At 72.3% G+C, this 23,461-nt stretch carries 19 protein-coding genes; 8 read left to right on the top strand and 11 right to left on the bottom strand.

From position 1 onward, the window contains the following. Positions 1–180: 180 nt before the first annotated feature. Complete coding sequence (locus WMF34_RS16140) at positions 181–1,236, bottom strand: hypothetical protein (RefSeq protein ID WP_437993817.1); 1,056 nt, start codon at positions 1,234–1,236, stop codon at positions 181–183. Positions 1,237–1,305: 69 nt separating this feature from the next. On the opposite strand from WMF34_RS16140, the gene WMF34_RS16135 reads away from it, so the two are divergent. Next, a complete protein-coding gene (locus WMF34_RS16135) occupies positions 1,306–2,382 on the top strand; it encodes a glycosyltransferase family protein (RefSeq protein WP_012235729.1) in 1,077 nt (358 codons plus the stop codon). 41 nt (positions 2,383–2,423) lie between these two features. Here the strand turns inward: WMF34_RS16135 and WMF34_RS16130 are convergent, their stop codons facing one another. After that, complete coding sequence (locus WMF34_RS16130; protein WP_437993816.1) at positions 2,424–2,684, bottom strand: hypothetical protein; 261 nt, start codon at positions 2,682–2,684, stop codon at positions 2,424–2,426. A 106-nt stretch (positions 2,685–2,790) separates the two neighbouring features. Further along, positions 2,791–3,582 carry a Stp1/IreP family PP2C-type Ser/Thr phosphatase gene (locus tag WMF34_RS16125; RefSeq protein WP_012235727.1) on the bottom strand — a complete coding sequence of 264 codons (792 nt, stop codon included), beginning with the start codon at positions 3,580–3,582 and terminating at the stop codon, positions 2,791–2,793. 57 nt (positions 3,583–3,639) lie between these two features. Between WMF34_RS16125 and WMF34_RS16120 the strand changes: the two genes are divergently transcribed. Further along, positions 3,640–5,025: an aldehyde dehydrogenase family protein gene (locus WMF34_RS16120; protein ID WP_437993815.1), complete on the top strand. Its 1,386-nt coding sequence runs from the start codon at positions 3,640–3,642 to the stop codon at positions 5,023–5,025. Positions 5,026–5,108: 83 nt separating this feature from the next. Continuing rightward, positions 5,109–5,537: a VOC family protein gene (locus WMF34_RS16115; protein ID WP_437994638.1), complete on the top strand. Its 429-nt coding sequence runs from the start codon at positions 5,109–5,111 to the stop codon at positions 5,535–5,537. 278 nt (positions 5,538–5,815) lie between these two features. On the opposite strand, the gene WMF34_RS16110 is transcribed toward WMF34_RS16115, so the two are convergent. The 3 genes from WMF34_RS16110 to WMF34_RS16100 form a co-directional block, all read right to left on the bottom strand. Then, the gene (locus WMF34_RS16110; RefSeq protein ID WP_437993814.1) at positions 5,816–8,500 is read right to left on the bottom strand and encodes a hypothetical protein; all 2,685 of its coding nucleotides are present in this window, start codon (positions 8,498–8,500) and stop codon (positions 5,816–5,818) included. A 304-nt stretch (positions 8,501–8,804) separates the two neighbouring features. Beyond that, the gene (gene rpsD / locus WMF34_RS16105) at positions 8,805–9,416 is read right to left on the bottom strand and encodes a 30S ribosomal protein S4 (protein WP_012235722.1); all 612 of its coding nucleotides are present in this window, start codon (positions 9,414–9,416) and stop codon (positions 8,805–8,807) included. Positions 9,417–9,583: 167 nt separating this feature from the next. After that, positions 9,584–10,366, bottom strand: a complete 783-nt coding sequence (locus WMF34_RS16100; protein WP_012235721.1) for a class I SAM-dependent methyltransferase — start codon at positions 10,364–10,366, stop codon at positions 9,584–9,586. A 557-nt stretch (positions 10,367–10,923) separates the two neighbouring features. On the opposite strand from WMF34_RS16100, the gene WMF34_RS16095 reads away from it, so the two are divergent. Further along, positions 10,924–11,466, top strand: coding sequence for a PadR family transcriptional regulator (locus WMF34_RS16095; RefSeq protein WP_231864867.1), 543 nt, complete (start codon positions 10,924–10,926; stop codon positions 11,464–11,466). Between the two features lie 17 nt (positions 11,467–11,483). Here the strand turns inward: WMF34_RS16095 and WMF34_RS16090 are convergent, their stop codons facing one another. The 4 genes from WMF34_RS16090 to WMF34_RS16075 form a co-directional block, all read right to left on the bottom strand. Next, the gene (locus tag WMF34_RS16090; RefSeq protein ID WP_437993813.1) at positions 11,484–12,014 is read right to left on the bottom strand and encodes a GNAT family N-acetyltransferase; all 531 of its coding nucleotides are present in this window, start codon (positions 12,012–12,014) and stop codon (positions 11,484–11,486) included. Positions 12,015–12,146: 132 nt separating this feature from the next. Next, on the bottom strand, positions 12,147–13,280 hold the full coding sequence (locus WMF34_RS16085) for a UTP--glucose-1-phosphate uridylyltransferase (RefSeq protein ID WP_044965019.1): 1,134 nt from the start codon (positions 13,278–13,280) through the stop codon (positions 12,147–12,149). A gap of 253 nt (positions 13,281–13,533) precedes the next feature. Then, entirely contained in the window at positions 13,534–14,463 is a 930-nt protein-coding gene (locus WMF34_RS16080; protein ID WP_437993812.1) for a Uma2 family endonuclease, read from the bottom strand. Positions 14,464–14,560: 97 nt separating this feature from the next. After that, positions 14,561–16,090, bottom strand: a complete 1,530-nt coding sequence (locus WMF34_RS16075) for an O-antigen ligase family protein (protein ID WP_437993811.1) — start codon at positions 16,088–16,090, stop codon at positions 14,561–14,563. Positions 16,091–16,350: 260 nt separating this feature from the next. Here WMF34_RS16075 and WMF34_RS16070 point away from each other — a divergent pair, with 260 nt between their 5' ends. The 3 genes from WMF34_RS16070 to WMF34_RS16060 all read left to right on the top strand — a co-directional run bounded on the left by WMF34_RS16070 (position 16,351) and on the right by WMF34_RS16060 (position 19,601). Then, positions 16,351–16,962 (top strand): polysaccharide biosynthesis/export family protein, encoded by a 612-nt coding sequence (locus WMF34_RS16070; protein WP_012235715.1) that lies wholly within the window; start codon positions 16,351–16,353, stop codon positions 16,960–16,962. 143 nt (positions 16,963–17,105) lie between these two features. Then, positions 17,106–18,320, top strand: a complete 1,215-nt coding sequence (locus tag WMF34_RS16065; RefSeq protein WP_437993810.1) for a hypothetical protein — start codon at positions 17,106–17,108, stop codon at positions 18,318–18,320. 270 nt (positions 18,321–18,590) lie between these two features. Further along, the gene (locus WMF34_RS16060) at positions 18,591–19,601 is read left to right on the top strand and encodes an AraC family transcriptional regulator (RefSeq protein ID WP_437993809.1); all 1,011 of its coding nucleotides are present in this window, start codon (positions 18,591–18,593) and stop codon (positions 19,599–19,601) included. A 119-nt stretch (positions 19,602–19,720) separates the two neighbouring features. Here the strand turns inward: WMF34_RS16060 and WMF34_RS16055 are convergent, their stop codons facing one another. Next, positions 19,721–20,833, bottom strand: a complete 1,113-nt coding sequence (locus WMF34_RS16055; RefSeq protein ID WP_044968556.1) for a LacI family DNA-binding transcriptional regulator — start codon at positions 20,831–20,833, stop codon at positions 19,721–19,723. A gap of 667 nt (positions 20,834–21,500) precedes the next feature. Here WMF34_RS16055 and WMF34_RS16050 point away from each other — a divergent pair. Then, positions 21,501–23,450: an ATP-binding protein gene (locus WMF34_RS16050; protein WP_437993808.1), complete on the top strand. Its 1,950-nt coding sequence runs from the start codon at positions 21,501–21,503 to the stop codon at positions 23,448–23,450. The last annotated feature ends 11 nt before the right edge of the window (positions 23,451–23,461 follow it).

Here is a 23,461-nt window from a genome sequence, read left to right as displayed (position 1 = left end):
CGCCGGAGCTCGTGACCCCTGTCGCCCGCCCCGTCTCGGCGCCATGACGGGTCCATGTCAGTCCACTCGAAGAAGACGTCTATCGGTTGCTCCGGCAACAGCAGGCCGAAGAACAAGAACAAGCGACATCACTGGAAGCGCTACCGCGGCCAGGGCAAGTCACACCACGGGTGATCGCCGTCACGGCGAGGTGAGCCGGCGAGCGCAGCCCGCCGCCCGACCCACGAGCGCTGCGGCCGCGATCACGCCGCGCGCCCGCAGCGTCTCCCGGGGCGAGCGCAGCTCCGGCGGCGCGACAAACGCGTCGAGCCAGGCCTCGGCCGGCGGCCGCGCCAGCACCCCGCCGAGGTCGAACAGCGAGAGATCCGAGACCCCGGCCGCCACCGCGGCGGCCACGTCCTCGCGGAGCTCGGCGACCGAGCGGTAGACCGGCTCGTCGCCGAGCGCGCCTTTGCCCACCGCGCCCAGCGAGGCGCCCGCCCTCGGACCGAACCGCCGTGCGGCGGCGCGGCACCCCCACGCGAGCAGCGTGACCGCATCCTCCCGGCCGAGCGCGCCGCGCGAATACCCCTCGAACAGCGATGTGTACAGCATCGCGCCGACACGCCCCCACGGCGGCGCGGACACGGGCGTCCCGAGCAGCCGCTCCCAGCCGCATGCCGGCCCGTCGCGCCCGTCGGTCAAGACGAGCGGCACGATCGCGGCCGAGGTCGCCACCCCGCGCGCGTGCACCGCGCCCGCCAGCTCGGCGTACACGCGCTGCGAATCGCTCCACCGCGGGCTCCCCCGGGCTCCACGCGGCCCACCGCCGAGCAGATCGAGCGCGCCGCGCCCCCCCGCGAGCGCCCGCCGCACCGCCTCGATCGGCGGCTCGAGATCGAACACGACCTCCGCCGCGGCAAGGCGCCGCGCGTCGAGCGCGTCCAGCAGCCGCGCGACGAACGCGCCGAACGCCGCCGCGTTGCCGGCGCTCGCCCAGCGCCCGTCCTCGTCCGCGATCATCGGCCACACCGCGACCGCCACCCCCGCGTCCGCGCACGCCGCCGCGAGATCCGGCAGCCCCGCCGCGGTCTCCGGCCGCACGGCGATCGAGAGCTCCAGCGCATACCGCCGCAGCAGCGCGAGCGTCCCGGGCGCCCGCACCACCTCGAGCGGCAGCAGCTCGCTCCAGATCCTGCGGCGGGGCGTCACGCCCACCGCCCTCGCCGCGGCGCCGCCTGCGCTCGGCCGCCGCACGCGCCGCACGCGTTGCGGCGCCGCCGTTTCCTTCCGAACGCCCCAGAGCCCCCGCTACACTCGTGCGTCATGAAGATCCTCTATGGCGTCGTCGGCGAAGGGATGGGGCACGCCATGCGCTCGCGCGTGGTGATCGAACACCTGCTCGCGCAGGGACACGAGCTCGAGATCATGGCGTCGGGCAGGGCGACCGACTTCCTGTCCAAGCGCTTCGCGGGGGTGAACCGCATCCACGGGCTCCACATGATCTACGAGGAGAACCGGGTGCGGCGCGGCAAGACGCTCTGGTCCAACGTGCTCTCCGGCGCGACGGGCACGCCGAAGAACATCGCCGCGTACTTCGAGCTCATCAAGGACTTTCGCCCCGAGCTCACCGTCAGCGACTTCGAGTCGTGGACGTACCTCTACGCCAAGATCCACCGGCTGCCGATCCTCTCGGTCGACAACATGCAGATCATCAACCGGTGCACCCACGACGCGGAGATCCTCGCCGGCCACGAGGCGGGTTTCCAGCTCACGCGCGCGTTCGTGAAGAGCAAGCTGCCGTTCTGCAACCATTACGTCATCGCCACGTTCTTCCGCCCGCCGGTCCGCAAGCAGGAGACGACGCTCGTGCCGCCGATCCTCCGCCCCGAGATCATCGCCGCGAACCGCCGCCCCGGGGAGCACCTGCTCGTCTACCAGACCGCCGAGGGGAACGACGCGCTGTCGGCGACGCTCGCGAAGACCGGGCTCGAGTGCCGCATCTACGGGATGCGCCGGAACATCACGGAGGAGCAGGTCGAGGGCAACCTCCGCTACCGCCCCTTCAGCGAGGAGGGCTTCATCGACGACCTCGCCTCGTGCCGCGCCGTCATCGCCGGCGGCGGGTTCACGCTGATGGGGGAGGCGGTCTACCTGCGCAAGCCGATGCTCGCCGTCCCCCTCGGCCGCCAGTTCGAGCAGGTGCTCAACGCCCGCTACCTCGAGCGCGAGGGGTTCGGCCGCGGCGCCGATTCGCTGGACGACCCGGCCGTCGTCGCGGATTTCGTGAAGGCCATCCCGGCCTGTGAAGAGAAGCTCGCGGGCTACTCCCAGGACGGCAACCGGCGGCTGTTCGAGGTGATGGACGGCCTGCTCGATCGCGCGCACGCCGGCGTGCTCTGAGCGCGGCGCGCTGGCCGCCGCGCTCCGCCGGGATCCCTCCCCTACTTCGGCCTGCAGCCCTTGAGGTCCGAGCCGGAGATACCGTTGCACTCCTGGTCCGCGGGGCAGTCCGTCTGCTCGACGCACGTCTTCAGGCACTCGAGCGCCGCGCTGTCGTCGGGCTTGCCGCAGACCGCCCCGCTCTCACACTCGCCGTCCGCGCCCGCTTCGTCGCATGCCTCGCCGAGCGCCGCCTCGCCGCCGCAGCCCCACGCGAGCAGCGCGCTGACGAAGAGCCCCATCCCGATCCACCTGGTTCGCATGCATGACCTCCCTTGTGTTCAGCCCATTTGCGGGCGGCAGGGGCGCGGCAGCGCCGCTCACGCGATGGCGCGGCGTGCTCTCGGCCCCTGCGCACGCAGCCCGATGCTACCGCGCGCTGCGGCTCTTGACGCCCTGGCGCTGGCTCCACGACGCCGATGCCGTCTCCTCGATCCGGATGAGCACGGCGGTGATGTTGTCGCGGCCACCGTTCTCGTTGGCGCAGTCGATGAGCTTGCCGCACGCGTCGGCGAGCACGGCGTTGTCCTCGACGATGCGCGCGATCTCGCGATCGTCCACGAGCCCGTGGAGGCCGTCGGAGCAGAGGAGGAACACGTCACCCGCCTCGACGCGCTCCGCGCGCAGGTCGATGTCGACGCTGGGGCCGATGCCGAGCGCCCGCGTGATCACGTTGCGGGGCAGGTAGGCGAGGTCGCGCTCGGTGAGGTCGGGCCGCTCAAGGAGCGCGTCCGCGATGAGCGAGTGGTCGCGGGTCAGCTGCGAGATATCGCCGTTGCGGAGGAGGTAGCAGCGGCTGTCGCCGGCGTGGGCGACGTAGAATTTCCGCTCCCGCGGCGAGAACGCCGCGGCGACGACCGTGGTCCCCATCCCGCGGTAGAACCGCGAGTCGTCGGCGTGCGCGAAGATGCGCGCGTTCGCGTACGTCACGGCGGCGCGCAGCCTGTCGCCGGTCGACGCCTTGCGCCGCTTGCCGTTCGCCTCGCGGAAGTAGCCGGCGATGGCGCTCGCGGCGATCCGGCTCGCGACCTCGCCGGCCTCGTGCCCGCCCATGCCATCCGCGACGACGTAGACGTTGAACTCGGGGAGGAGGATGTATCGGTCCTCGTTGTGGACCCGCTCCCTGCCGACGTCGGATAGACCTGCCGCGGTGGCGCGCATTCGCCCCGAGTCTAGACGACGCTTGGCCCCCCAGGGAACTGGGTTAATCTCCCCGCCATGTCCGACCTCGTGATCGACAACCCGTATACCCTCGAGGAAGCCGTCCGCCGGCCTCTTGCAGACGAGGCCGCCGTCGACCGGCTCCTCGACACCGCGACCGCCGCCGCGCGGCGCTTCTCGCGCACATCCATCGCCGAGCGCGCCGCCCTGTGCCAGCGCGCGGTCGAGCACATCGAGGCCAACACCCCGTCGATCGCCGCCGACATCACCCGCATGATGGGCAAGCCCCTGCGCCAATCCCGCAATGAAGTCGCGGGGATGGCCAAGCGAGCCCGGCACATGATCGCGATCGCCGAGGGCGCGCTCGCCGATGTGATCCTGCCGGAGCTCCCCGGGCTCGAGCGGCGGATCGTGCGCGCTCCGCTCGGCGTGGTCTTCAATCTGCCCGCCTGGAATTATCCGCTCCTCACCGCCGTGAACGTGGTCATCCCCGCGGTGCTCTCGGGCAATGTGGTGCTGCTCAAGCACTCGCCGCGCTCGCCGCTCTGCGGAGAGCACTTCGCGACGGCGTTCGCGGAGGCCGGCGCGCCGCCCGGCCTCGTCCAGGCCTTCCACTGCGACCACGCCACGTCCGAGCGCATCGCATCGGACCCGCGGGTCAACTTCGTCGGTTTCACCGGTTCCGTCGAAGGCGGACGCCGGATCTACGCGGCCACATCGAAGAAGGTGGCCGTCGACGCCGGCCTGGAGCTCGGCGGGAAGGACGGCGCCTACGTCGCGGCCGACGCGGACCTGGAGAAGGCGGTGGACGGGATCGTCGACGGCGCCTGTTACAACGCCGGACAGAGCTGCTGCGCTGTCGAGCGCGCGTATGTGCACCGCGACCTCTATCCGAAGTTCGTGGAGGCCGCGCTGGAGCTGATGAAGCGCTACGTCCTCGGCGATCCGACCGACGAGCGGACGAACCTGGGTCCGATGGCGCAGCCTCACGCGCCGGCGTTCCTGGAGGCGCAGGTGAAGCAGGCGCTCTCCCGGGGGGCGAAGGCGCTCTGCGGCGGCCGGGCGACCCAGATCGACGGACGCGGCCGCTTCTTCGAGCCGACGCTCCTCGTGGACACGGCGCCCGATCTCGACGTGATGCGCATCGAGTCGTTCGGGCCGGTGCTGCCCATCGTGCCGGTCTCGTCCGACGAGGAGGCGCTCGCGCTGATGAACGACAGCGATCTCGGGCTCACCGCGTCGGTCTGGACGCGCGACCGCGAGCGCGCCGCGCGGCTCGCGCGCGAGCTCGACGTCGGCACGGTCTACATGAACCAGTGTGACACCCTGGATCCGGCGCTCCCGTGGACGGGCGCGAAGAACAGCGGCAAGGGCGCGACGCTCTCGACGCTCGGATTCCTGCACCTGACGCGGCCGAAATCGATCAACTTCAAGATCGGCTGAAGGCCCGGGCGCGCGCAGCCCGCGAGCAGATGAGCTCGAATGAGTCCGCTTGCACCGGGGGCGAAGTGCGGTATCCCGAGGCGATGGAAATTCAAGAGATCTATCGCGGGCGCCTCATCGATCATGTTCAGCTCGTCGTGGCCGACCTGGCGGCGAGCAAGAAGTTCTATCGTGCCGTCTTCGAGGTGATCGGGATCCCGATCGGAGGCGAGGCCGACGATTACTTCTGGGCCGACGAGCTCTTCATCTCGAGCGTGAACTCGCCGGCCGCGGCCGGCGTGACCACCGGCCGGACGCACCTCGCCTTCCAGGCGAGCGACCGCGCGACGGTCGATCGTTTCCACGCCGCCGCGGTCGCCGCGGGCGGCAAGGACAACGGCGCTCCGGGCGAGCGCCCGTACCATCCCGGCTACTATGCGGCGTTCGTGCTGGACCCGGATGGCAACAACATCGAGGTCGTGCACCACGGCCGGGCGAACAGGTCGGCGGACGCGATAAAGATCACGTTCTGATCGCGAAGATGTCGCGAGGGCGCTGAAGCACCGACAGAGGATCGATTGAAGTCGGCACGGGCGCCAGCGCACCACCGCGGCTCCTCCCGCGCTGCTTTCCCTGCGTCCCTCTCCGCGCCTCCTCGCTTCTCCCACCGCTGCACCACGCACAGCAGAGCGGCGGTCTCCCGCACAGGAGACGGGCCCAGATCGGCGTTTTCGGCGCGGAAGCGCACTCCGGTGCGCTGAGCACCGAAAACGTCGAGGTGGGCCCGTATCCGAAGCGGGTGACCGCCGCTCTAGGCCGACTGCCCTGCTGGCGCACCGTCGATACAGACCCGCTTCCTGGCGACGGGCCTCGGCGCGACGTCGTTCAGGACCACCCCGAGGATGCGGCGATCGCCGAGCTGCTCGGCGGCGCTCGTCAGCGACGACGCCCGGGTCAGCGAGGCACGCGCGACCAGGACGACGCCGTCGGAGGCGTCCTCGATGACGTTGGCGTCGCCCGAGCCAAGGATCGGAGGGCCGTCGATGACGACGTAATCGTGATAGCGCCGCAGCGTGCGCATCGCGGCCTCGAAGTGGACCGAGTGGAGCGCCGCGGGGTAGCTCGCCTCGAGCGATGGCTCCGCGAGCACCGAGAGCGACTGGCTGACGGCGATGACGCCGAGCGGTCGGGTCTCGCCCGCCATCCGCCGCCGGAGCTGCTCCGAGAAGCTCGCGTGCGCGGGCAGCCGCAGGCCGAGCGTCGCCGCGACGCGGGGGCACGCGAGGTGGCCGTCGACGAGCAGCACCCGGGCGCGCTCGGCCTCGGCGAGCGTCATCGCGAGGCGGACCGCGAGCGCGGTCTTGCCCTCGGCCCGGCCGGGGCTCACCACCGCGACCGCGAGCGGCTCGCCCGCCCGCCGCTGATCGAGCCGGTGCCGGAGGACCCGGAGCGCCGCGAGCGCGGGCGCGGGCGCCCCCCGGAGCAGCTCGAACACGCCGTGCCCCTCGGGATCGAGGTCCGCGCCGATGATCTCCACCTCGGGCCCATCGAACGCGGGGCCGCCGGCGCGCGCGAACGAGCGCACGCCCATGCAGGCGAGCGGCGCCTCGGGCGCGCTCCAGGACGACCGGTCGACCACCTCGCAGTCGCCGAGGGCGAGGCTGTCCCGGAGCGTGTCCTCCGGGGCGGCGCCGGCCGGAGCGGCCTCTTCCGAGGCGGCGGGCGGCTCTGCGCCGTGCCCGAGCCCGCCTGGCGGCTCGGGGCCGGGCCCAGCCGCGCCGGATGGCCCCGCGCCGTACCCGGGCCCGCCGGGCGGCTCCGTGCCGTACCCCGGCTCGCGGGGCGGCTCTGCGTAGTACGCCGGCACGATCGTGCGCTCGCGCAGCGGCGGGCGCGCCGGGAGCTCCGGCATCGCGGCCAGCAGGGCGGGGCCGCCGAGCGCGTGGATGTCGCCGCCGTCGTAGAGCGTGTCGTTGAGCAGCACCCGGGCCCCGGCGACGCCGAGCGCGAAGAAGAACGTCACCGCGGCGCCCGCGAAGAAGACGCGGCCCCGCCCCCGGTCAGGGCGGCTCGGCAGGTAGGCCTGGTCGAGGACGTCGAGCTCGGTCTCGCTCTTGTTCTCGGCGGCGTCCGCGGACAGGTCCGCGGCCCGCTCGTTGGCCTGAACGGTCTTCAGGTACTCGCGCGCCCGCTCCAGATCGAGGCGGAGCCGGTGCCACTCGGTCTCGAGCTCGATCACGCGCTCCTCGGCGCCCCCGTCGGCCGCCCACGGCTGCGCCTCGCCCCTGGCCGCGCTCTCCGCCGGCGCGCGCGGCGCCTCGCCCCCCGCCGGCGCCCTGCCGCCTCCGGCGCGCGCGCGCAGGCCCGCGATCTGCCGGAGGAGCGCGGTCCGCTCCGCCGCGAGCGCCGCGCGCCGCGACGGCGTGAGCGCGCGCGCCTCGCGCGCCTCGCCGATCGACGCGTCGGTGACGCCCGCGCGCACGAGCCCGAGCGCGCTCTCGGCCGCGGTGAGCTGGCTCTTCGCCGCCTCGACGCGGCGCTTCGCGGCGACGGCGTCGGGGTGGATCGGGGTCACGGTCGTGAGCTTCTCGGCGAGCGCCGCCTCGGCCGCCGCGACCGCGGCGACGGCGGCGGTGCGGGCCCGCTGCGCCTCGACGACGCTCTGGGGCAGCGGCTGCCCCGGCGCCGCCGCTGGCGACCGCCCGGCCCCGAGCAGCGCCTCGACCCGGGCGAGCTGCCGCTCGAGCGCCGCGAGCTGCGGGTCGACCGGGCGGGCAGGCTGCGCTGGCGACGGAGCGCGCGCTCCAGGCGCGGGCGCGGGGACGCCGGGCGAGCCGAACGGCTGGGGCGCCGGCGCATAGGGCGAGTCGTTGAGCCCCCACTGGAACTGCGGATTCCTGGCGAGGAACGTCGCCAGCGCGCGGCTCGCCGCGTCGACCTTGGAGCTGGCCTCGGCGAGCTCCTTCCGCAGGAAATCGCGGGTCATCGTCGCCGTGCCGAGGCTGTCGCGGCGGTAGTCGTCGAGCAGGATCTGCGTGAGGCGGGCGGCGACCTGCTGCGCCACGTGCGGATCGTCGTGGGTGAACGAGACGACGTACGTATCGCTGCTCTGCGCGCGGAAGCCGACGTGGGTCTTCATCTCCTCGACGGCCTCGACCATCGAGCGGGCGGTCTTCTCCGGGTAGAGCCCGAACGCCTCGACGACGCCGGCGAGCGTCCCGCGCGCGGTGAGCGCGTCCTTGAGCTTCGACCCGAGGCGCGCCGCGCGCGCGGTGCTGCTCTGGGGATCGCGGCCGGTCTGGATGGTGTCGCGGTAGAGGATCGTGGCCTCGCTCCGCCACACCCGCTTCGTGGCGAGCGCCAGCGAGAAGGAGATCGCGAGTCCGACGGCCATCATCGCGGCCGCTCCGCGCCAGTACATCCGGACCCGGCCGAGGACGCTGATCGCGCGATCCAGGCGCTCGCGGGGTGTGCTCTCCGTGCTCAGGCTGGCCATGGTGTTCCTCGCCCCTGTGGGCAGCGCGTCCAGCGCCGCGCGGCGCGGAGGGCGCGCGCGGGGGCGCTCCGCCCCTGCACGGCAAGGCGCGTGCTCGCGGGCGCGTCACCCCGGGACGCACCCGGCTCGGCGCCACCACGCGCGCCGGCCGCGCGAGCGAGGCCCGATGCCGACGAACGCCATGGACATTCCGCATCCGGCGAGCGCGGCTCGCTTCGCGGACGCTCCAGGAAGGCGGGCGCTCGTCGCGACCGCCCCGCGCCGACGGAGGCGGGCTCGCCAGCGCGGCGAGCCCTGGTCCTCGTCACAGCCGCTGCGAGTAGTACTCGATGATCAGCTGAACCGCGATGGGGAACGGGATGCTCGTCTCGTCCGGCAGCGCGGCCACGCGCGCCTGCCGGGCGTCCTTGTCGACCGCGAGCCACGTGGGGGCTTCCATGTCCGTCCTCGCGAGGCCCTCCACGACGGTCCGGTGGTCACGCCGCTTCTCGCTCACGCTCACCGTCTCTCCGATGGTGACGCGGTAGGACGGGATATCGACGCGCTTTCCGTTGATGAGCACGTGCCCGTGCGCCACCAGCTGCCGCGCGGCCGGGATGGTGCGCGCGAAGCCCGCGCGGAAGATGACGTTGTCGAGCCGCCGCTCGAGCAGCTCGATGAGCTTCGTCCCGGCGGCGAGATCGCTCCTGCGGGCCTCGAGCATGAGCGTCTTCAGCTGCGTATCGGTGAGGCCGTAGTTGAGCCTGACCTTCTGCTTCTCGCGGAGCCGCAGGGCGAACTCGCTGAGCTTCTTGCGGGCCTGTCCGTGCTGTCCGGGGGGGTAAGGCCTCCGCTCCGTCTTCCTGGCCGACAGCCCGGGGAGCTCGACCCCGAGCGCGCGCATGACCTTGACGCGAGGTCCGGTGTAACGGCTCATGCCCGGGCCCTCCCCAGGGACGCGCGCGCGTCGCGATGGTGGAGCGCGGCGCCGCAGGGCGCCGGTGCGTCAACGTAGTCCTGGATGTTCATCGAGCGTCTCTGTCCTTGTTCATGGGTCTTGCTGTTGCTTGTTATGGAGGTGTTATCGAGGGTGCCATCGAGGGCTCACACGCGCCGGAGGTGGCGGAGGATCGGGAACTGCGCTTTACGGAAGAAGCGCGCGAGTCCATTCGTGGTCCGGATGCGGGCGCCGAGCGGCTCGGGGTAGTCGTTATCGCCCAGGACGCGCAGCCATGGAAACGTCTCGACGACGCCTCCCTCTCGGTGGAGCTCGACGTGACGCGCGCCCCTCGCCGCGGTGGGACGGAGCTGGAGGCACGGGCTCGCGTCGAGCAGGAGCTCCACGTCCTTGGCGAGGCGCAGGGAGACCTGGGTCAAGAAGGCGCCGATCCGCTCGGGGCCGAGATGAGAGAAGAGGCCGAGGCCGAGGATCAACGTGGGCCAGTCCTGCGCGTCGGCGAGCTGATCGATCCAGTGATCGCAGCCGGGGGACGCCGTGGCCAGCGCATACCGCGGCGTCCGCGGGGCGCGCCGGGACTTCCACGCGACCACGCGGGGGACGTCGATGTCGATCCAGTGGAGCTGCCCGTTGTCGACGCGCGAGAACCGGGTGCACGGCCCGGAGAAGAGCCCGATGGCCAACCCGTCCGGGTGACGGCGGAAGAAGTCGTCCACGACGTCGTCGACCAGCCGCGTGCGGGTCGCGAGGGGGCGGAGCTCCTGTTCCGTGAAGCCGGCGCGCTCGACCTCGAGCACGCGGGCGAGCTGGCGCGCTTCCTCGTCGTGGAGCCCGAGGTCAGGAAACGCGTCGGAGGCGTACGCGCACGCGGCGACTCCCGCGAGCTCGCGTCGAGCAAACGAAGGGGCAGCGTCGATACTGAAAATCATTTTCACTTTCGTTACAGGGATGTGCGTCCTGTGTCAAGCAGCGAACAGCAGCGACCTCACCCAGGTCGAGCCTGCGACCCACCCAGGTTGAGCTGCGGCGACCCCACCCAGGTTGAGCCTGCGACCCACCCAGGTTGAGCCTGCGACCCCACCCAGGTTGAGCCTGCGACCCCACCCAGGTTGAGCCTGCGACCCCACCCAGGTTGAGCTGCGGCGACCCCACCCAGGTTGCCCCCGGCGCCTCTCCCCATCGCTGCGTGCTGCGACCGTGCCCGGCGCGCGAGCCTGCGGTCGTCCGCCCCGCCTCTTGACGGCCTACAGTCGAGAGCTATCTTTTAGATATATCTTTTAGAATATCGACCCGGCCGCCACAGTCCGCCGGGCCGTGGAGCCGGGGTGGCCTGCGCACGAGCGCGCGGCAGCTGCGTGTTCGCCGCCGTGGTGGTCCGCCGCCGAGCCAGAGAGGGATTTTGTCTATGTTCTGGGGATACGAACACCATCACTGCGCAGGCCCGCGAGGGCCGAGGGGGGGTCCGTTCGGGAGGGGTCGGCCCGGCATGGGTGGCGGCCCGCCGGGCTGGTGGGGCGACTGGTTTGGAGGTCCGCCGCTCCGCGCCGATCGCGGCGGCGTGCGCTACCTCGTCCTCGACGTGCTCGCCGAGCGAGCTCGCCATGGCTACGAGGTCATCCAGGCGATCGAGCAGCGCAGCGGCGACACCTACCGGCCGAGCCCCGGCGTCATCTATCCGACGCTGCAAATGCTCGAGGAGCTCGGCCACGCGCGTGTCATCGAGGCCGAGGGGCGCAAGATCTACGAGATCACCGACGCGGGGCGCGAGGACCTCAAGGCGAACCGCGAGTACGTCGACGAGTTCTACGAGCGCTTCGTCGAGACCTCGTGGGAGCGCTTCGCCGAGGATTTCGGCGACGTCATGAAGCGCATCGGCTCGCTCATGAAGATGCTGCGCCACGCGATGCGCCGGGGGCGCATCACGCCCGCCGTGCTCGCGCGCACCGTGAAGGTGCTCGACAAGGCGGCGGCCGAGATCGAGGAGCTGCTCGCCGAAGATCCGGAGGGGCGCGCCGGTCGGCGCCCGTGATCCGCGCCGCCGTGGAATCAGGGCGTGGCGCGCTCAGGCACGCTCTCGAAGCAGAACACCCGCCAGGCGTGTGGCTGACCAGGACGCACGAGCTCCGTCACAGCGCCGCTCGTGAACTGCGCGACGACGCCGCGCCAGAACGCCAGAGCGCCCCGGTTCCCCTCGGCGACGCGCACGGTCCACTTCCCGGGAACACCGTTCCATAGGAGGCACGCCGCCTGGCGGCCCACGCCAGAGCGGCGATAGCGGCGAAGGACGAAGAACTCGGCCACATCGAGGGTCTCCGGGTCCTCCACCGCCGGCGAGCCGCGCGTCGCCAGGACGAACCCCGCGACGCGCCCGCCGCATCGAATGAGGAACGCGAGCCGCCGCTCCCGCTCCGACCAGTAGAGAGGGAGCTTGGGGTAGCCGAAGCGCCCGTCCTGCCCCAGCTCGACGCCGGGGAACACATCGCTGAGATCGTGAATGTACAGCTCGAGAAGGTTGGACAGGATCACGGCATCCGCTGGCGTCGCCGCGTCCAGAGAGACCGTCTGCGCATCTTCCATATCCAGCTCTCCCGTCCGCCGGCGCGCGCTCGGGCGCTCCTCGGCGGCGCGCAGCGCATCGTCCCACGCGTCGATTCACCACGACAGGCACCGTCGCTCGCCAGCCGCGCGCCGCGGCCTGGGCCCCTCGGCTCAGCCGAGGAAGCCGCGCGCGCGGGCGATCGCCTCGATCGCCGGCCTCCGCCGCTCCAGCTCCTCGACGTCCTTGACGGGAAGGAACCGGGCCGCGAGGCCCTCGCGCGGCACGCGAACGAACCGGGCCGGCAGCCCGAACGTGATCTCGTTCAGGATGCGCTCGAACTGGATCGCCTTGCGGTCGTCCACCTTCTTCTCGACCTCCACATAGATCCAGTCCAGCGCGAGCGTGCTGAGCGCCTCGGCGCTCGCCAGGAAGGTGTTGGTGTTGAAGACGGGCACGACCTTCGGATCGAACCCGACCGGCAGCCGGAAGTCCTCCGCCATCACCGGTCGGCCGTTCCACCGCAGCGGCCCGCCGCCCTTGTCGCCGCCCTTGTCGACCACCTCGACGGAGAGGGGCCCGCCGTGGCCGAGGTGCCAGCCCAGGAGGACCGGATCGACGGTCGCGCCGAGGTTGTCGAGGTTGGCGATCCAGACGATCTTCCCGCCGCGGGCGATGAAGCGGCCGAGGAGGCCGCTCTCGCGGAGGGCATCCGGGAGATCGCCGTGGCCGGTGGCGTAGACGCTCGGCTCGCCCGCCTCGTCCAGGAACAGCCCGCCTTCCGGGGTCAGGCGCAGCGAGACGTGCTGCTCGAACGTGGCGCACAGATCGCCCGGCTCGTCGAGGCGCGGGCCGAGCGCCTCGCGGATCGGTCCATTCGTCGCCTCGCTGGTCATCAACCACAGCGGGACCGGGACCCCCGTCGTGCGCCGGAGGTGATCGCTCTCGGCGAGGCGCAGATCGAGGAAGGTCCGACCGGGCAGCACCTCGACGAGCGCCTTGACCACGCCGCCCATCCGGGTGGCCATCCCGCCGGCGAGGACGCAGAGGGCGACCTCGCCCCGGCGCAGCGCGGCCAGGCCCGCCTCGCGGCAGCGGGCGTGCTCGGGCGTGCCCTCGGCGGGCAGGTCGGCGACATCGCCGGGCGCGGGCGGCTCGACCGTGCCCTGGAGGCGGTTGCGGGCGTCCCGGTCCTTGCCGATGGACGCGGCCCACCGGGCGACGCGATCGGGGTCGAACCCGCGGGCCCGGAGGCGAGCGAGGAGCGGGCCAGGGAGCGCGGCGATCTGCTGGGTGAGGGAAGACACGGTATCCTCAAAAGACCACGAGGCGATGCGCGTGGCAACGGCATCGTGCAACCGGTCACGCCATTCAGAATGGGCGCGCCTCCTGCTTGAGAGGCATCTCGCGCCTGCGCACACACCCGAGATCCGGATGGCGCTGAATGCGTCGTACGTGGCTCCCTGATGCCGCGTCGCTCGCCTGAAGATCGCCAGTTCCATTCCGAGAATGGCCCCTCTCCAGGAAATCACGCGGACCGGGGCACCGGTCCGGCTTCCGTCAGCGGCCGGTCGACTCCAGGAACAGCTCCTCCACCGCCGCCGCGGTCGCCGCGCGCTGGAGCCAGCGTCCCAGGACGTCCACGTCCGTCTCGCGGAGGATCCGGCCGCGCGCCTCCTCGCTCGCCGGGACGCCGCGCGCGTTCAGCAGCATCAGGATCGCCGCCGACAGCTGCCCCACCGCCTGCTCTGCCCGCGCCTGCTCCTGCTCGATCCGGGCCTCGGCCGCCTCGATCGTCCCCTCCAGCTTGCCCACCAGCTCGCTGGCGGTGACCAGCTCAGCGGTGTCCGCGTAAAAGCGGAGGCGCCCCGCCTCCACCGCCAGATCCAGATCGAGGACCTCCGATCGGTACCGCCCTGCGCGCGAGGGGATGCTCTCGTAGCGCCGCACGCCGGTGGGCGGTAGCCGGTGCGCTTTGAGGTGCCCGCGCGGGATGTCGTAGATGAAGTACTCACGGATCCCGAGGGTCGCGTAGCGCACGACGTTGTCGACGAAGTCCTTGCGCCAGTTGCCGGCGTAGTGCACCTCGATCGCGAGGTCGATCCCCTTGCCTTCGGCGCTGACCATCCAGCAGAGGCGCGGGGTGGGATCGACGTCGGTCACCGCGATCACGTCGGGCGTGAAGCCCTTCTCGCCCGGATAGTGGGCCTTCATGTCGGCGCCGATGTAGATGCGCCGCCCGCGCCGGCCGAACCAGGCGCGGAGCGTGTCGCGGGCTTCCACCTTGGCGTCGAAGTGCGGGTCCCCTTCGGCCATGGCCAGGCGCTCGTCGATCTCCTCCTGGGACATGGAGTCGACGAGCGCCGCGATCGCCTGCTGGCGCTGAGCGGGTGACATCGCGGCCCACTCGGCCTCCGTCGGGGCGCGCGGCGCCTCGGCCGGGATGGGCGCCGCGGCGGGGTCGACGGGCTTGCGGATGGGAGCCGACATCCCGCCCAGCATACCACCATTCCCGGGCGCTCCCGCCGGACGACCTGCCAGGCCGCGCCGCGGCCGGCCCAGGGGTCCCCGGAGCTCGCGGGCGCGCTCACCCGAGGAACCGGAGCAGGACGTTGAGCAGCACGAGCACCAGGGACATCCCGCCGCACACGAGCGCGACCTCCCTCCCGGACACGCGCACCACGACGCGGCTGTCCTCGGCCCGCGCGGCGCCGTAGAGCGCGGCGGAGGCGCCGAACACCATGTAGAGGATGTCCTTGTAGGCCCACGAGAGGAAGAAGATGCCGATCAGCGCGCCGCACAGGCTCACGAAGATCGCCGGCGCGAACCGCCTCGCCGTGGGGCCGACATCGACGTCGCCCAGCCAGATCGACAGCGGCACCTTGATCGACGCGTACAGGACGAGCGCGAACAGGCACATCCCGAGCAGGCCCGTCTCGGCCGCGGCGAGGAGATAGGAGTTGTGGGCGGTCAAGCCGAGCGACGACTCGTCGCCGAACTGCCCCGCGCCGACGCCGATCCCCTTCGTCCGGCGGATCAGCTCGAACGCCTCCCGGAGCAGCTCGACGCGCTCGCCCGAGCTCTCGCTCGCCTCCTCGCCGCTCCGGCCGCCGAGCAGGAGCATGGGCGGCCCGACGAAGCAGGCGGCGATGACGCCGAGGGTCCCGCTCCGCCGGATGAAGCTGATGCCGAGGACCGCCAGGTACACGATGACGCCCGAGCGCGAGCGCGACAGGACGACCATCGCGCCGATCGCCGCGATGACGGCCGTCACGGGGAGCGCGCGGAGCGCCGCGGCCACGCGCGAGATCAGCCGATCCGTGAGCAGGACGGGCAGCGCCAGCGCGCGGCGCGCCCCGCCGGCCCGCGCGGGCCCTGGCGCAGCGCCGCCGGGCGGCGCGCCGGCCGACGGGGCCTGGCCCCCGCGGACGGACCTGCGCGTCCGGCGCGGGCCGGAGCGCCGCTCGGCGAGCGCGATCGCGAGCGGGATCGACATTCCGGCCATCAGCGAGAGCTCGTTGGGATCGGCGAGCGAGCCGCGGTAGCGGACACGGCCATCGATGGTCGACGTGCCGAGCGGCCCAGGGCGCTCGCACCGGTAGTTGCCATCGGGCACGGGCGCCTCGATGCGGCAGTCGAGGTTGGTCTCGCAGGGGCGCCCATCCGGCTCGAGCTCGCCCTTGCCTTCCCAGTCGTCGGGAGCGGCGATCATGCAGCCGTGGGGCTGGAACGCCTGCACGATCGCGACCACGGTCGTGAGGACGGCGCAGCCGACGAGCGTGATCGCGAGCGCCCGCAGCCCCCGCGGCGAGGCGGCGGCGACGGCGACGGCGACGAAGATGCCCGCGACGGTCGCGAGCTGCATCCCGCGCTCCTCGAGCGCGGCCGGGCGCTTCAGCGCGGTGGTCAGCGCCGCCCAGGCGAGGAACGCGAGCGCATAGACGACCTGAGGCGCGAGCGTCGGTTTGAGCCGCCGCCACACGACGTCGAGGGCGACGCAGAGCAGGGTGAGCCCGAACGCCGCGTGCACGAGCGGAATCCCCGAGAGCGCGGGGATGAACTCCTGCGGCTTGATGATGACGAGCGCGCACAGCGCGCACACGACCCACGCTGCCATGGTGTGGCGCGCCGTTCGCGTGGCGCGCGCCGCGCACGGGCGGCCCGCGCCGCGCCCTCGTGACGGCCGCGCAGAGGCGCCCTGCGCGGGCGCGATGAGGCGCGGCGCGCATTCCCCCCTTCCGCGCGACGGATCTAGCACCGCGGGCACGCGCGGCACGCGGGAAGAGCGCCAGTGCGCGCGCGAGGAGCAGGCGCACCGCGCGGCGGCGGGATCGGCGCTTGCTGGAGCGCCATCGCATCAAGGAGGCTGGAAACCGCATGTGCTCCCGCTGTGTCCGGATTGCCCTGCTCTGCTCCGCGCTCACGGTCCTCATGGCGCTCCCGGGCTGCGGCGCGCGCGCGCGCGCACCACGCGTCGATTTCGACGCGGAGCGCCGCGCGACGAGCGCCTATGCGGTCGGCCCCGGAGACGTGCTGGAGGTGCGCGCCTGGAAGAACGAGGCGCTGAGCCAGCGCGTCACGGTGCGACCCGACGGGTTCATCACGATCCCGCTCGTCGGCGACGTCCTGGCGTCGGGGCGCACCGTCATGGGCATCGCCGAGGACATCGCGACGCAGGCCGCCAAATTCTATCATGAGAAGCCGGTCGTCAGCGTCGAGGTGGCAGAGCTCCACAGCTACCGGGTCTACGTGATGGGCGAGGTGTCGCGCCCTGGCGAGTTCACGCCGAGGGCGCAGATCACCGTGCTCCAGGCGCTCGCCCTCGCGGGCGGATTCACGCGCTTCGCCGATCCCGACGAGGTGGTGATCGTCCGGCGCGACGCGAGCGGCGAGCGCAGGATTCCGTTCGTGTTCGATGAGGTCGTCGGGAAAGGCGATCTCCGCGGGGATCTGCCGCTGCAAACGAACGATACCGTGGTGGTGCCGTAGAAGGCCCGCATCGGGGACACGTCGTTCCGGGAGCAGGCTTATCCGCGTGCGGCTGCGGCGCGCGCGGGTGAGCAGCGTCCACGTCGCAGAGAGCCCGTCGCGCTTCGATGGGCGTCCTCCCCTGCCCCGACGGACATCGTTGGATGATCGCCGCACCAAGTTCTGGCATCCTGGGCACGATGCACCCCGGGGCCACGCCGCTCGTCGCCGTCTTGACCCTCGCGTTGCCGGTGATCGTCGCGGCGTGTGCCCCCGCGAGCCCTGGCCCTCCGGGCCCCGCCGGCAAGGCCGCGGCGCCGCCAGGCACGCCGGCCCTCGCGGCGGCCAGCGCGCCTTCTGGCCCGGGAACCCCTGGGCTTGCCGGCGCCGCGTCCTCGGGGGCGGCGCGGGCCGATGGCGCGCAGGGCGCCGCGCCCTCCCCCGCCCCGACCGAGCCGGCCCCCGCCATCTCGGCCGATGAAGCCGAGGCGATCCTGTTCCCGGGCGACGCCGCCGCCCACCGGGACGCCATCGACGCCTGCCGGCGCGGGAACGACGGGACAGCGGCCGCGAAAAGCCCAGCGCACGAGCGCATCCGCTGCCTGCTCGCGCTCCGCTACAAGGGCGACCCGCAGGCCGCAGCGAGCGCCACCGCGCTCTTCGACCAGAACGGCAGCGTCGCCGGGCTGGAGCGGGAGCACATGATGGACGGCGGTTACCGCGGCATGCTCCACCTCGTCCCGGAGCTGCCGGTGCGCGCCGAGCGCCGCCACCTCGAGTGGACGGTGTCGGCGATCGCCGACTTCGACGCCTTCGTCGCGGATCTCGCCGCCGCGGCCAGCTCGCCCGTGCGCTACCGGCACCGCGCCCTCGCGCTCCGGTACTTCCGGTCCGTGCGGGCGCGGACGCCTTCCGCCTACGCGTCGGGCTGGACGGTCGCGTACAACCTCTCCGGCTCGCTCCACCGCTCCGCGGACGACGTGCGGGAGACGCTCTTCCACGAGCTCTTCCACCTGAACGACGGCGCGCACGGCGGGTGGTCGCAGGCGGCGCTCTCGCCGATCTACGACGGGATCGTCGCGCGCTGCGGGACGAGGATCACCTGCCTCACGCCGTACTCGCCGAACGAGACCATCGTGAAGGGCGGCACGTATTACTCGTTCCAGCCTGGAAACGGCGTGGTGGAGTACGCCGCCGAGCTGGCGATCCGCTACTACCGCGAGCAGCGCGCGGCGCTCCGCGGCAAGCCGCTCGCGAAGGCGCCGTTCAAGTGCGGCCCGCCGGAGAACGCGCGGGCGTGGTCGCTGCTCGCGGGAGAGTTCTTCGGCGGCGCGGATCGGGTGGCGCCCTGCCGGGAAGGTCCTCCGGCGGCGCCCTGAGCCACACCGCGGCACGCGCTCTCATCGCCCCACGCGCGGCGCATGCCGTGACGATGGGGCGCAATCACCCTCGGAGGCTCGGTCGCGCGCGGGCGCATCACCCCACCTGCGACCGGTGGACGATCGAGGGTCGCGGCAGCTCGAGCGGCGGCATCGGATCGAAGAGCGAGCGCTCCGCGTCGGCCACCTCCTAGGCGTTCAAGCTGGATTCCGAGCGCGGCGGGATCGGCGCTGAGCCCCCGGGCGGCTGCGCTATCCTCGGCGCACGCCATGTCCGACGGCGATCTCGTGTTCGCATCCATGCCCGCCGGGCTCATCGCCTTCGGCTCGTCGTGCGGAGTCCCGCAGGAGGATCTCCTCCGGGCTGCCGGCGTCGCGCCCGAGGTCCTCGCCGCGCCCGACGAGCTCGTGCCGTATGCATCGCTCTTCTCGCTGTGGGAGCTCCTTCTCCAGCGCCTCCCCGGCGAGCCGCTCGGGCTGCGTTATGCGCGCTGCATCCCGGTGTCGGTCGTCGGCATCGTGGGGCACGTCCTTCGCCACAGCGAGACCGTGCGGCAGGGCGTCGACGTCTATGGCCGCTTCTGCCGGCTGATGGACCCGCACCTCCGAATCACCCTCGAGGAGCACGGCGGGGTCGCCCGCCTCGCGCTCGAGCACGAGCCGCGCGTCGTCGCCATGGCCGAGCCGATCGAGATGATGATCGCGACGCTCGCGCGCTTCATCGCGCTCTACCTCGGCGGGTCGGCGCGGCCGATCGAGGCGCTGTTCCGCCATCCTCGCCGGCACCCGCCGTCGCTCTACGAGGAGGCAATCGGGGCCCCCGCCCGCTTCGAGGCGGGCGCGATGGGCCTCGTCTACGAGGCGCGTGTGCTCGACGCGCCCGTGGTCGGCGCGGACCCGTCGGTCCGCGACTACCTCGTTCGCCACGCCGAGCAGCTCCTCGCCGCGCGCGCCAGCGCCGCGACGCTCGACGCGCGCGTGCGCGCCCGCATCGACGAGCGGCTCGACCGCGGCGACGTGGACCAGGAGGGGATCGCGCGCTCTCTGGGCATGAGCACGCGGTCGCTCCAGCGCGCGCTCAAGGACATCGGCACGTCGTTCACGGCGCAGCTCGACGAGGCCCGGCGGGAGAAGGCGCTCGATCTCGTCCGGCGGCCTGACCTCGCGCTCCAGGAGATCGCGTTCCTGCTCGGCTATGGCGAGCCGCGCCACTTCTACCGCAGCTTCCGTCGCTGGACGGGCACGACACCGGGAGAGTACCGGCGCGCCCGCGCCCGGTAGCTGTTCGTCGCCACGTGGACGGGCTCCCAAGGCGGACGACGACAAGCCCCAAACCCTCTCTACCCCGACGAGGACAAGCGCCTCATGGCTGCGGTGGATATTCCACTGTCTTATCGGATCTATGACGGGTTTCTGATCCGTGAGGGGATGCGCGCAGACGCAGCTGGCAGGCTGGAGCGCTCATCGGTTCCGGGGACCGCGGCGGTGCTCTTGCGCAAGACCAGCTCGGCCTCGACGACGACGCGCGAGCAGGAGCGGCGGCCGCTCTCGATCTGCCCGAGCAGCACGTGGAGACACCTGCGCCCCAGCTCGGCGAAGTCCTGGCGGACGGTGGTGAGCGGAGGCGTGAAGTAGGCCGCCTCCGGGATGTCGTCGAAGCCGACGATGCTGATGTCCCGCGGCACCGCGCGTCCGATCTCGTGGAGGTAGCGGAGCACGCCCAGCGCCATCTGGTCGTTGGCCACGAACACGGCGGTGGCGCCTGGCGTGCGCGCCAGCTGCGGGGCGAGCTCGTAGCCCGAGCGTGCGCTCCAGTCGCCGCGCAGGAGAGGCGGCGGCTCGACGCCCGCGGCCTCCAGCGTCGAACGCCAGCCGTCGATGCGCTGCTCGGCCTCGAGCGAGTCGGTCGAACCGGCGATGTGCCACACCGCCCGGTGACCCAGGTCGAGGAGATGGCGGGTCGCGGCCGTCGCGCCGCCGTGCTGGTCGACGGCGACCACCGGGACCGAATCGTCCGGCCCCCCCTCGACGGCGACCACCGGCACGTCGGAGCTGACGTGGCGGAGCGCGTCCACCGCCGACCGCAGCGGGGCGATGACCATGATCCCGTCGGCGCCCTGATCGCACAGCCCCTTCACCGCATCCACCACCGGCGCGCGGCTGAGCGATTTCAGGCTGACGACGCTGACGCCGTACCCGGCGTCGTGCGCCGCCGTCTCGAGCCCGTGGAGCGTCGACGCCGGGCCGTAGTGCGTCGTGTCGAAGCTGACCACACCGAGCGTCCGCGAGCGCCCGGTGACGAGCGCCTGCGCCACGGAGCTCGGGCGGTAGTCGAGCTGGCGGATCGCGTCGAGCACGCGCTCCCGCGTGTCCCGATGCACGTGGGGGCTGTCGTGCAGGACCCGCGAGACCGTCTGGTACGAGACGCCGGCGAGCTTGGCCACATCGACCATGACCGCGGCCCGGCGCCCGCCTCGCTTGATGCGCCCCTCGGGAGGAGAGTTATCGTCCATCGGGGCCAAGCTTAGTCGCGCGCGGGGGGATATGGTATCGACATCCACCACGACCGCGCCCCGGCGCCCGCCTCTCTTGATGCGCCCCTCGAGCGGAGCCTTGCCATTGGCCGGGCCCGATCTCGGCGGCGGAGGGGCGGATCGGTGTGAACCTCCCCGGTCGGGCCTCGTCCTCCGACGTTGCCCTGAGTCGGTCGTCAGCCGCCGGTGGTCGCGCCGCTCGCCTCGAGCCGGACACGATCGGCCACCGCACGCGTCGGCGACCCAACTCGCACCTGCCTTTCGCGCGCGATGCTGCGCCACGACCGCGCCCAGCGCGACCAGGGCGGCGACCGCGCCCGCCGGGGAGCTGGGCGCCGATTCGACCCGGTGGATGACGGCGGCCGGGTGGTCGCGTCGGGCCCGACCATCCGCTGATCGCTGAACCATCGTCTCTCGAAAAGCTTCGAATACGCCGGTCTCAGGCGAATTCTCCAAGCTCGCCCTGGTCACGATCTCCTGAGCTCCGCAGGCCGGATCGCCGGGCCGAACATGTTCCCCGACGTAGCGGGCCTGCGCCCCGGTAGCCATGCGAGAGAACGCAACCATGCGGCCAAGCAGCCGCACGACGCCGAGCGCGCTCCGCAGCATGGTGGCGTGAACGACGAGTTGCCAGGTCAGCAGGCTCGTGCCTTGCCGCAGCGCTCGTGTTACGAGGTCGGTGTCCATGGGGGATGCTGGAACGCCGGGCGCCACGGTCGCGAAAGAACGGTTCCGCAAGTGGGACGACTTCGTCCGCGAGCTGGATCTCGCCGACCCGCTGCGCCGTCTCGTACTCGACTCATGGGAGCGCAGCTGGGCGGCGGCGGTCGATCCCGTTCGTCCGCCCTTCCGGCGGATCAACGACGAGGAGCTCGCGAGGAGGCTGGAACGGAGCGCCGACCTGGTCCGGGCCGCCATCCCTCACCTGCACTGGGCCGCCGCGCTCCTACGGGCGTCGGAGCCGGCCATCTATGTCGTCGATGGGGACGGCATCGTCCTTTGCTCGGTCGGCGCGTCTCGTTCGATGATGGAGACATTCGGCCTCCTGCCCGGATTCGACTGGTCGGAGCGGGCGATGGGGACCAACGGCGCCGGCACCGCCATTGCCGCCAATCGCCCGGTCGCGATCGTCGGGCCGGAGCACTTCGCGAGCGCGTTCGACGACTGCACGTGCACCGGCGCGCCGATCCACGCGCCCGACGGTACGATCATCGGCGCGATCGACGTCAGCACGTCCGTCGCGACCGGCAGCCCCGAGCGGCTCGCGCTGGTGGCGCATATCGCCTACACCATCGAGCGCGAGCTGCAGGCGTCATGGGAAAGTCGCCGCCGCGAGGCCGAGGAGGCGGGCCGGATCCAGGCCGAGGAGGCGCGCGAGCAGCTCGCCCGCCTGCAGGCCGTCACGGCCGCGCTCGCCCGCACGAGCACCGCCGGAGAGTCCGCCTGCGTCGCGATCCGCGCGATCGGCACGATCCTGCGGGCCCAGGGCGCGCGGGCCTACCTGCGAACGGACGACCCACGAGGGCTGCGCCTCGTGGCCTCGACCGGCGACGACGGGACGTCGCCCTTCCCGGCGATCCCGTCCGATCCGGAGCAGCCGATCGTCCTGGCCCTGTTTCGCGGCGAGCTGGTCATCCTGCCGGACCCCGACGAGGTCGAGGGGGCCGCCACGCGCTTCGCCCCGGGCCCCACCCTGTCCGCGATGGCCTCGCCATGCCTCGTGGCGCTGCCGCTCCGGATCCAGGGTCGGGATCTCGGCGGCCTGGTATTCGTCATCGAGGGTCCGTGCCGCCTCGATCCGGCGATTCGCAAGCTGGTCGCCACGATGGCCGAGCAGTGCGCTCAGGCGGTCGAGCGCAATTCCCTCTTCGAGTCGGAGAAGCGCGCCCGCGCCGAGGCACAGGAGGCGGTCCGGCAGCGCGAGCAGATGCTCGGCATCGTGGCCCACGATCTTCGCAACCCCCTCAGCGCGATCATGCTCCGGGCGGCCCTGCTGAAGCGGGAGCTGGCGTCCCGCGTGGACGAGGAGAAGTGGCGGGACGGCGTACGGACGATCGAGCGCGCAGCGCGCCACAGCAACCGCCTCATCGCCGACCTGCTCGACGTGGCGAGCATCGACGCTCACCGACTCTCGATCCTGCCCGCCCCCCACGAGGTGTCCGACCTCGTGGCGGATGCGACGGAAACGGTGCGCCTCGGCGCGACCGGCCGCTCGTTGTCGGTGCACGTGGAGGTTCCGACGGATCTGCCGCGGGTGCTCGCCGATCGCGACCGGGTCGTCCAGGTCCTCTCCAACCTGCTCGGGAATGCCCACAAGTTCACGCCGGACGGCGGGACGATCGGCGTGCGTGCCGAGGCGCTCGACGGCGAGGTGGGGATCCACATCCGGGATTCCGGTGTCGGAATCGCGGCCGAACACCTTTCACGCATCTTCGACCCGTACTGGACGCGCCCGAACAACAGGCAGCGCGGCACTGGCCTCGGTCTGGCGATTGCGCGGGGGATCGTCCAGGCGCACGGAGGGCGAATCTGGGTGGAGAGCCGGGTCGGCGACGGGAGCACCTTTTCGTTTACGTTGCCGCTCGCCGGTCGCTGAAGCGCGCTTCG

The organism is Sorangium sp. So ce145, assembly GCF_051525985.1.
GTDB classification, from domain to species: domain Bacteria; phylum Myxococcota_A; class Polyangia; order Polyangiales; family Polyangiaceae; genus Sorangium; species Sorangium cellulosum_B.
This window is presented reverse-complemented; position numbering and strand designations above follow the sequence as displayed.

Coding starts and splice junctions, on each gene's coding strand:
- WMF34_RS16135 (WP_012235729.1), top strand. CDS start 1,306: ATGAAGATCCTCTATGGCGTCGTCGGCGAAGGGATGGGGCACGCCATG.
- WMF34_RS16130 (WP_437993816.1), bottom strand. CDS start 2,684: ATGCGAACCAGGTGGATCGGGATGGGGCTCTTCGTCAGCGCGCTGCTC.
- WMF34_RS16125 (WP_012235727.1), bottom strand. CDS start 3,582: ATGCGCGCCACCGCGGCAGGTCTATCCGACGTCGGCAGGGAGCGGGTC.
- WMF34_RS16120 (WP_437993815.1), top strand. CDS start 3,640: ATGTCCGACCTCGTGATCGACAACCCGTATACCCTCGAGGAAGCCGTC.
- WMF34_RS16115 (WP_437994638.1), top strand. CDS start 5,109: ATGGAAATTCAAGAGATCTATCGCGGGCGCCTCATCGATCATGTTCAG.
- WMF34_RS16110 (WP_437993814.1), bottom strand. CDS start 8,500: ATGGCCAGCCTGAGCACGGAGAGCACACCCCGCGAGCGCCTGGATCGC.
- rpsD (WP_012235722.1), bottom strand. CDS start 9,416: ATGAGCCGTTACACCGGACCTCGCGTCAAGGTCATGCGCGCGCTCGGG.
- WMF34_RS16100 (WP_012235721.1), bottom strand. CDS start 10,366: ATGATTTTCAGTATCGACGCTGCCCCTTCGTTTGCTCGACGCGAGCTC.
- WMF34_RS16095 (WP_231864867.1), top strand. CDS start 10,924: ATGGGTGGCGGCCCGCCGGGCTGGTGGGGCGACTGGTTTGGAGGTCCG.
- WMF34_RS16090 (WP_437993813.1), bottom strand. CDS start 12,014: ATGGAAGATGCGCAGACGGTCTCTCTGGACGCGGCGACGCCAGCGGAT.
- WMF34_RS16080 (WP_437993812.1), bottom strand. CDS start 14,463: ATGTCGGCTCCCATCCGCAAGCCCGTCGACCCCGCCGCGGCGCCCATC.
- WMF34_RS16075 (WP_437993811.1), bottom strand. CDS start 16,090: ATGGCAGCGTGGGTCGTGTGCGCGCTGTGCGCGCTCGTCATCATCAAG.
- WMF34_RS16070 (WP_012235715.1), top strand. CDS start 16,351: ATGTGCTCCCGCTGTGTCCGGATTGCCCTGCTCTGCTCCGCGCTCACG.
- WMF34_RS16065 (WP_437993810.1), top strand. CDS start 17,106: ATGATCGCCGCACCAAGTTCTGGCATCCTGGGCACGATGCACCCCGGG.
- WMF34_RS16060 (WP_437993809.1), top strand. CDS start 18,591: ATGTCCGACGGCGATCTCGTGTTCGCATCCATGCCCGCCGGGCTCATC.
- WMF34_RS16055 (WP_044968556.1), bottom strand. CDS start 20,833: ATGGACGATAACTCTCCTCCCGAGGGGCGCATCAAGCGAGGCGGGCGC.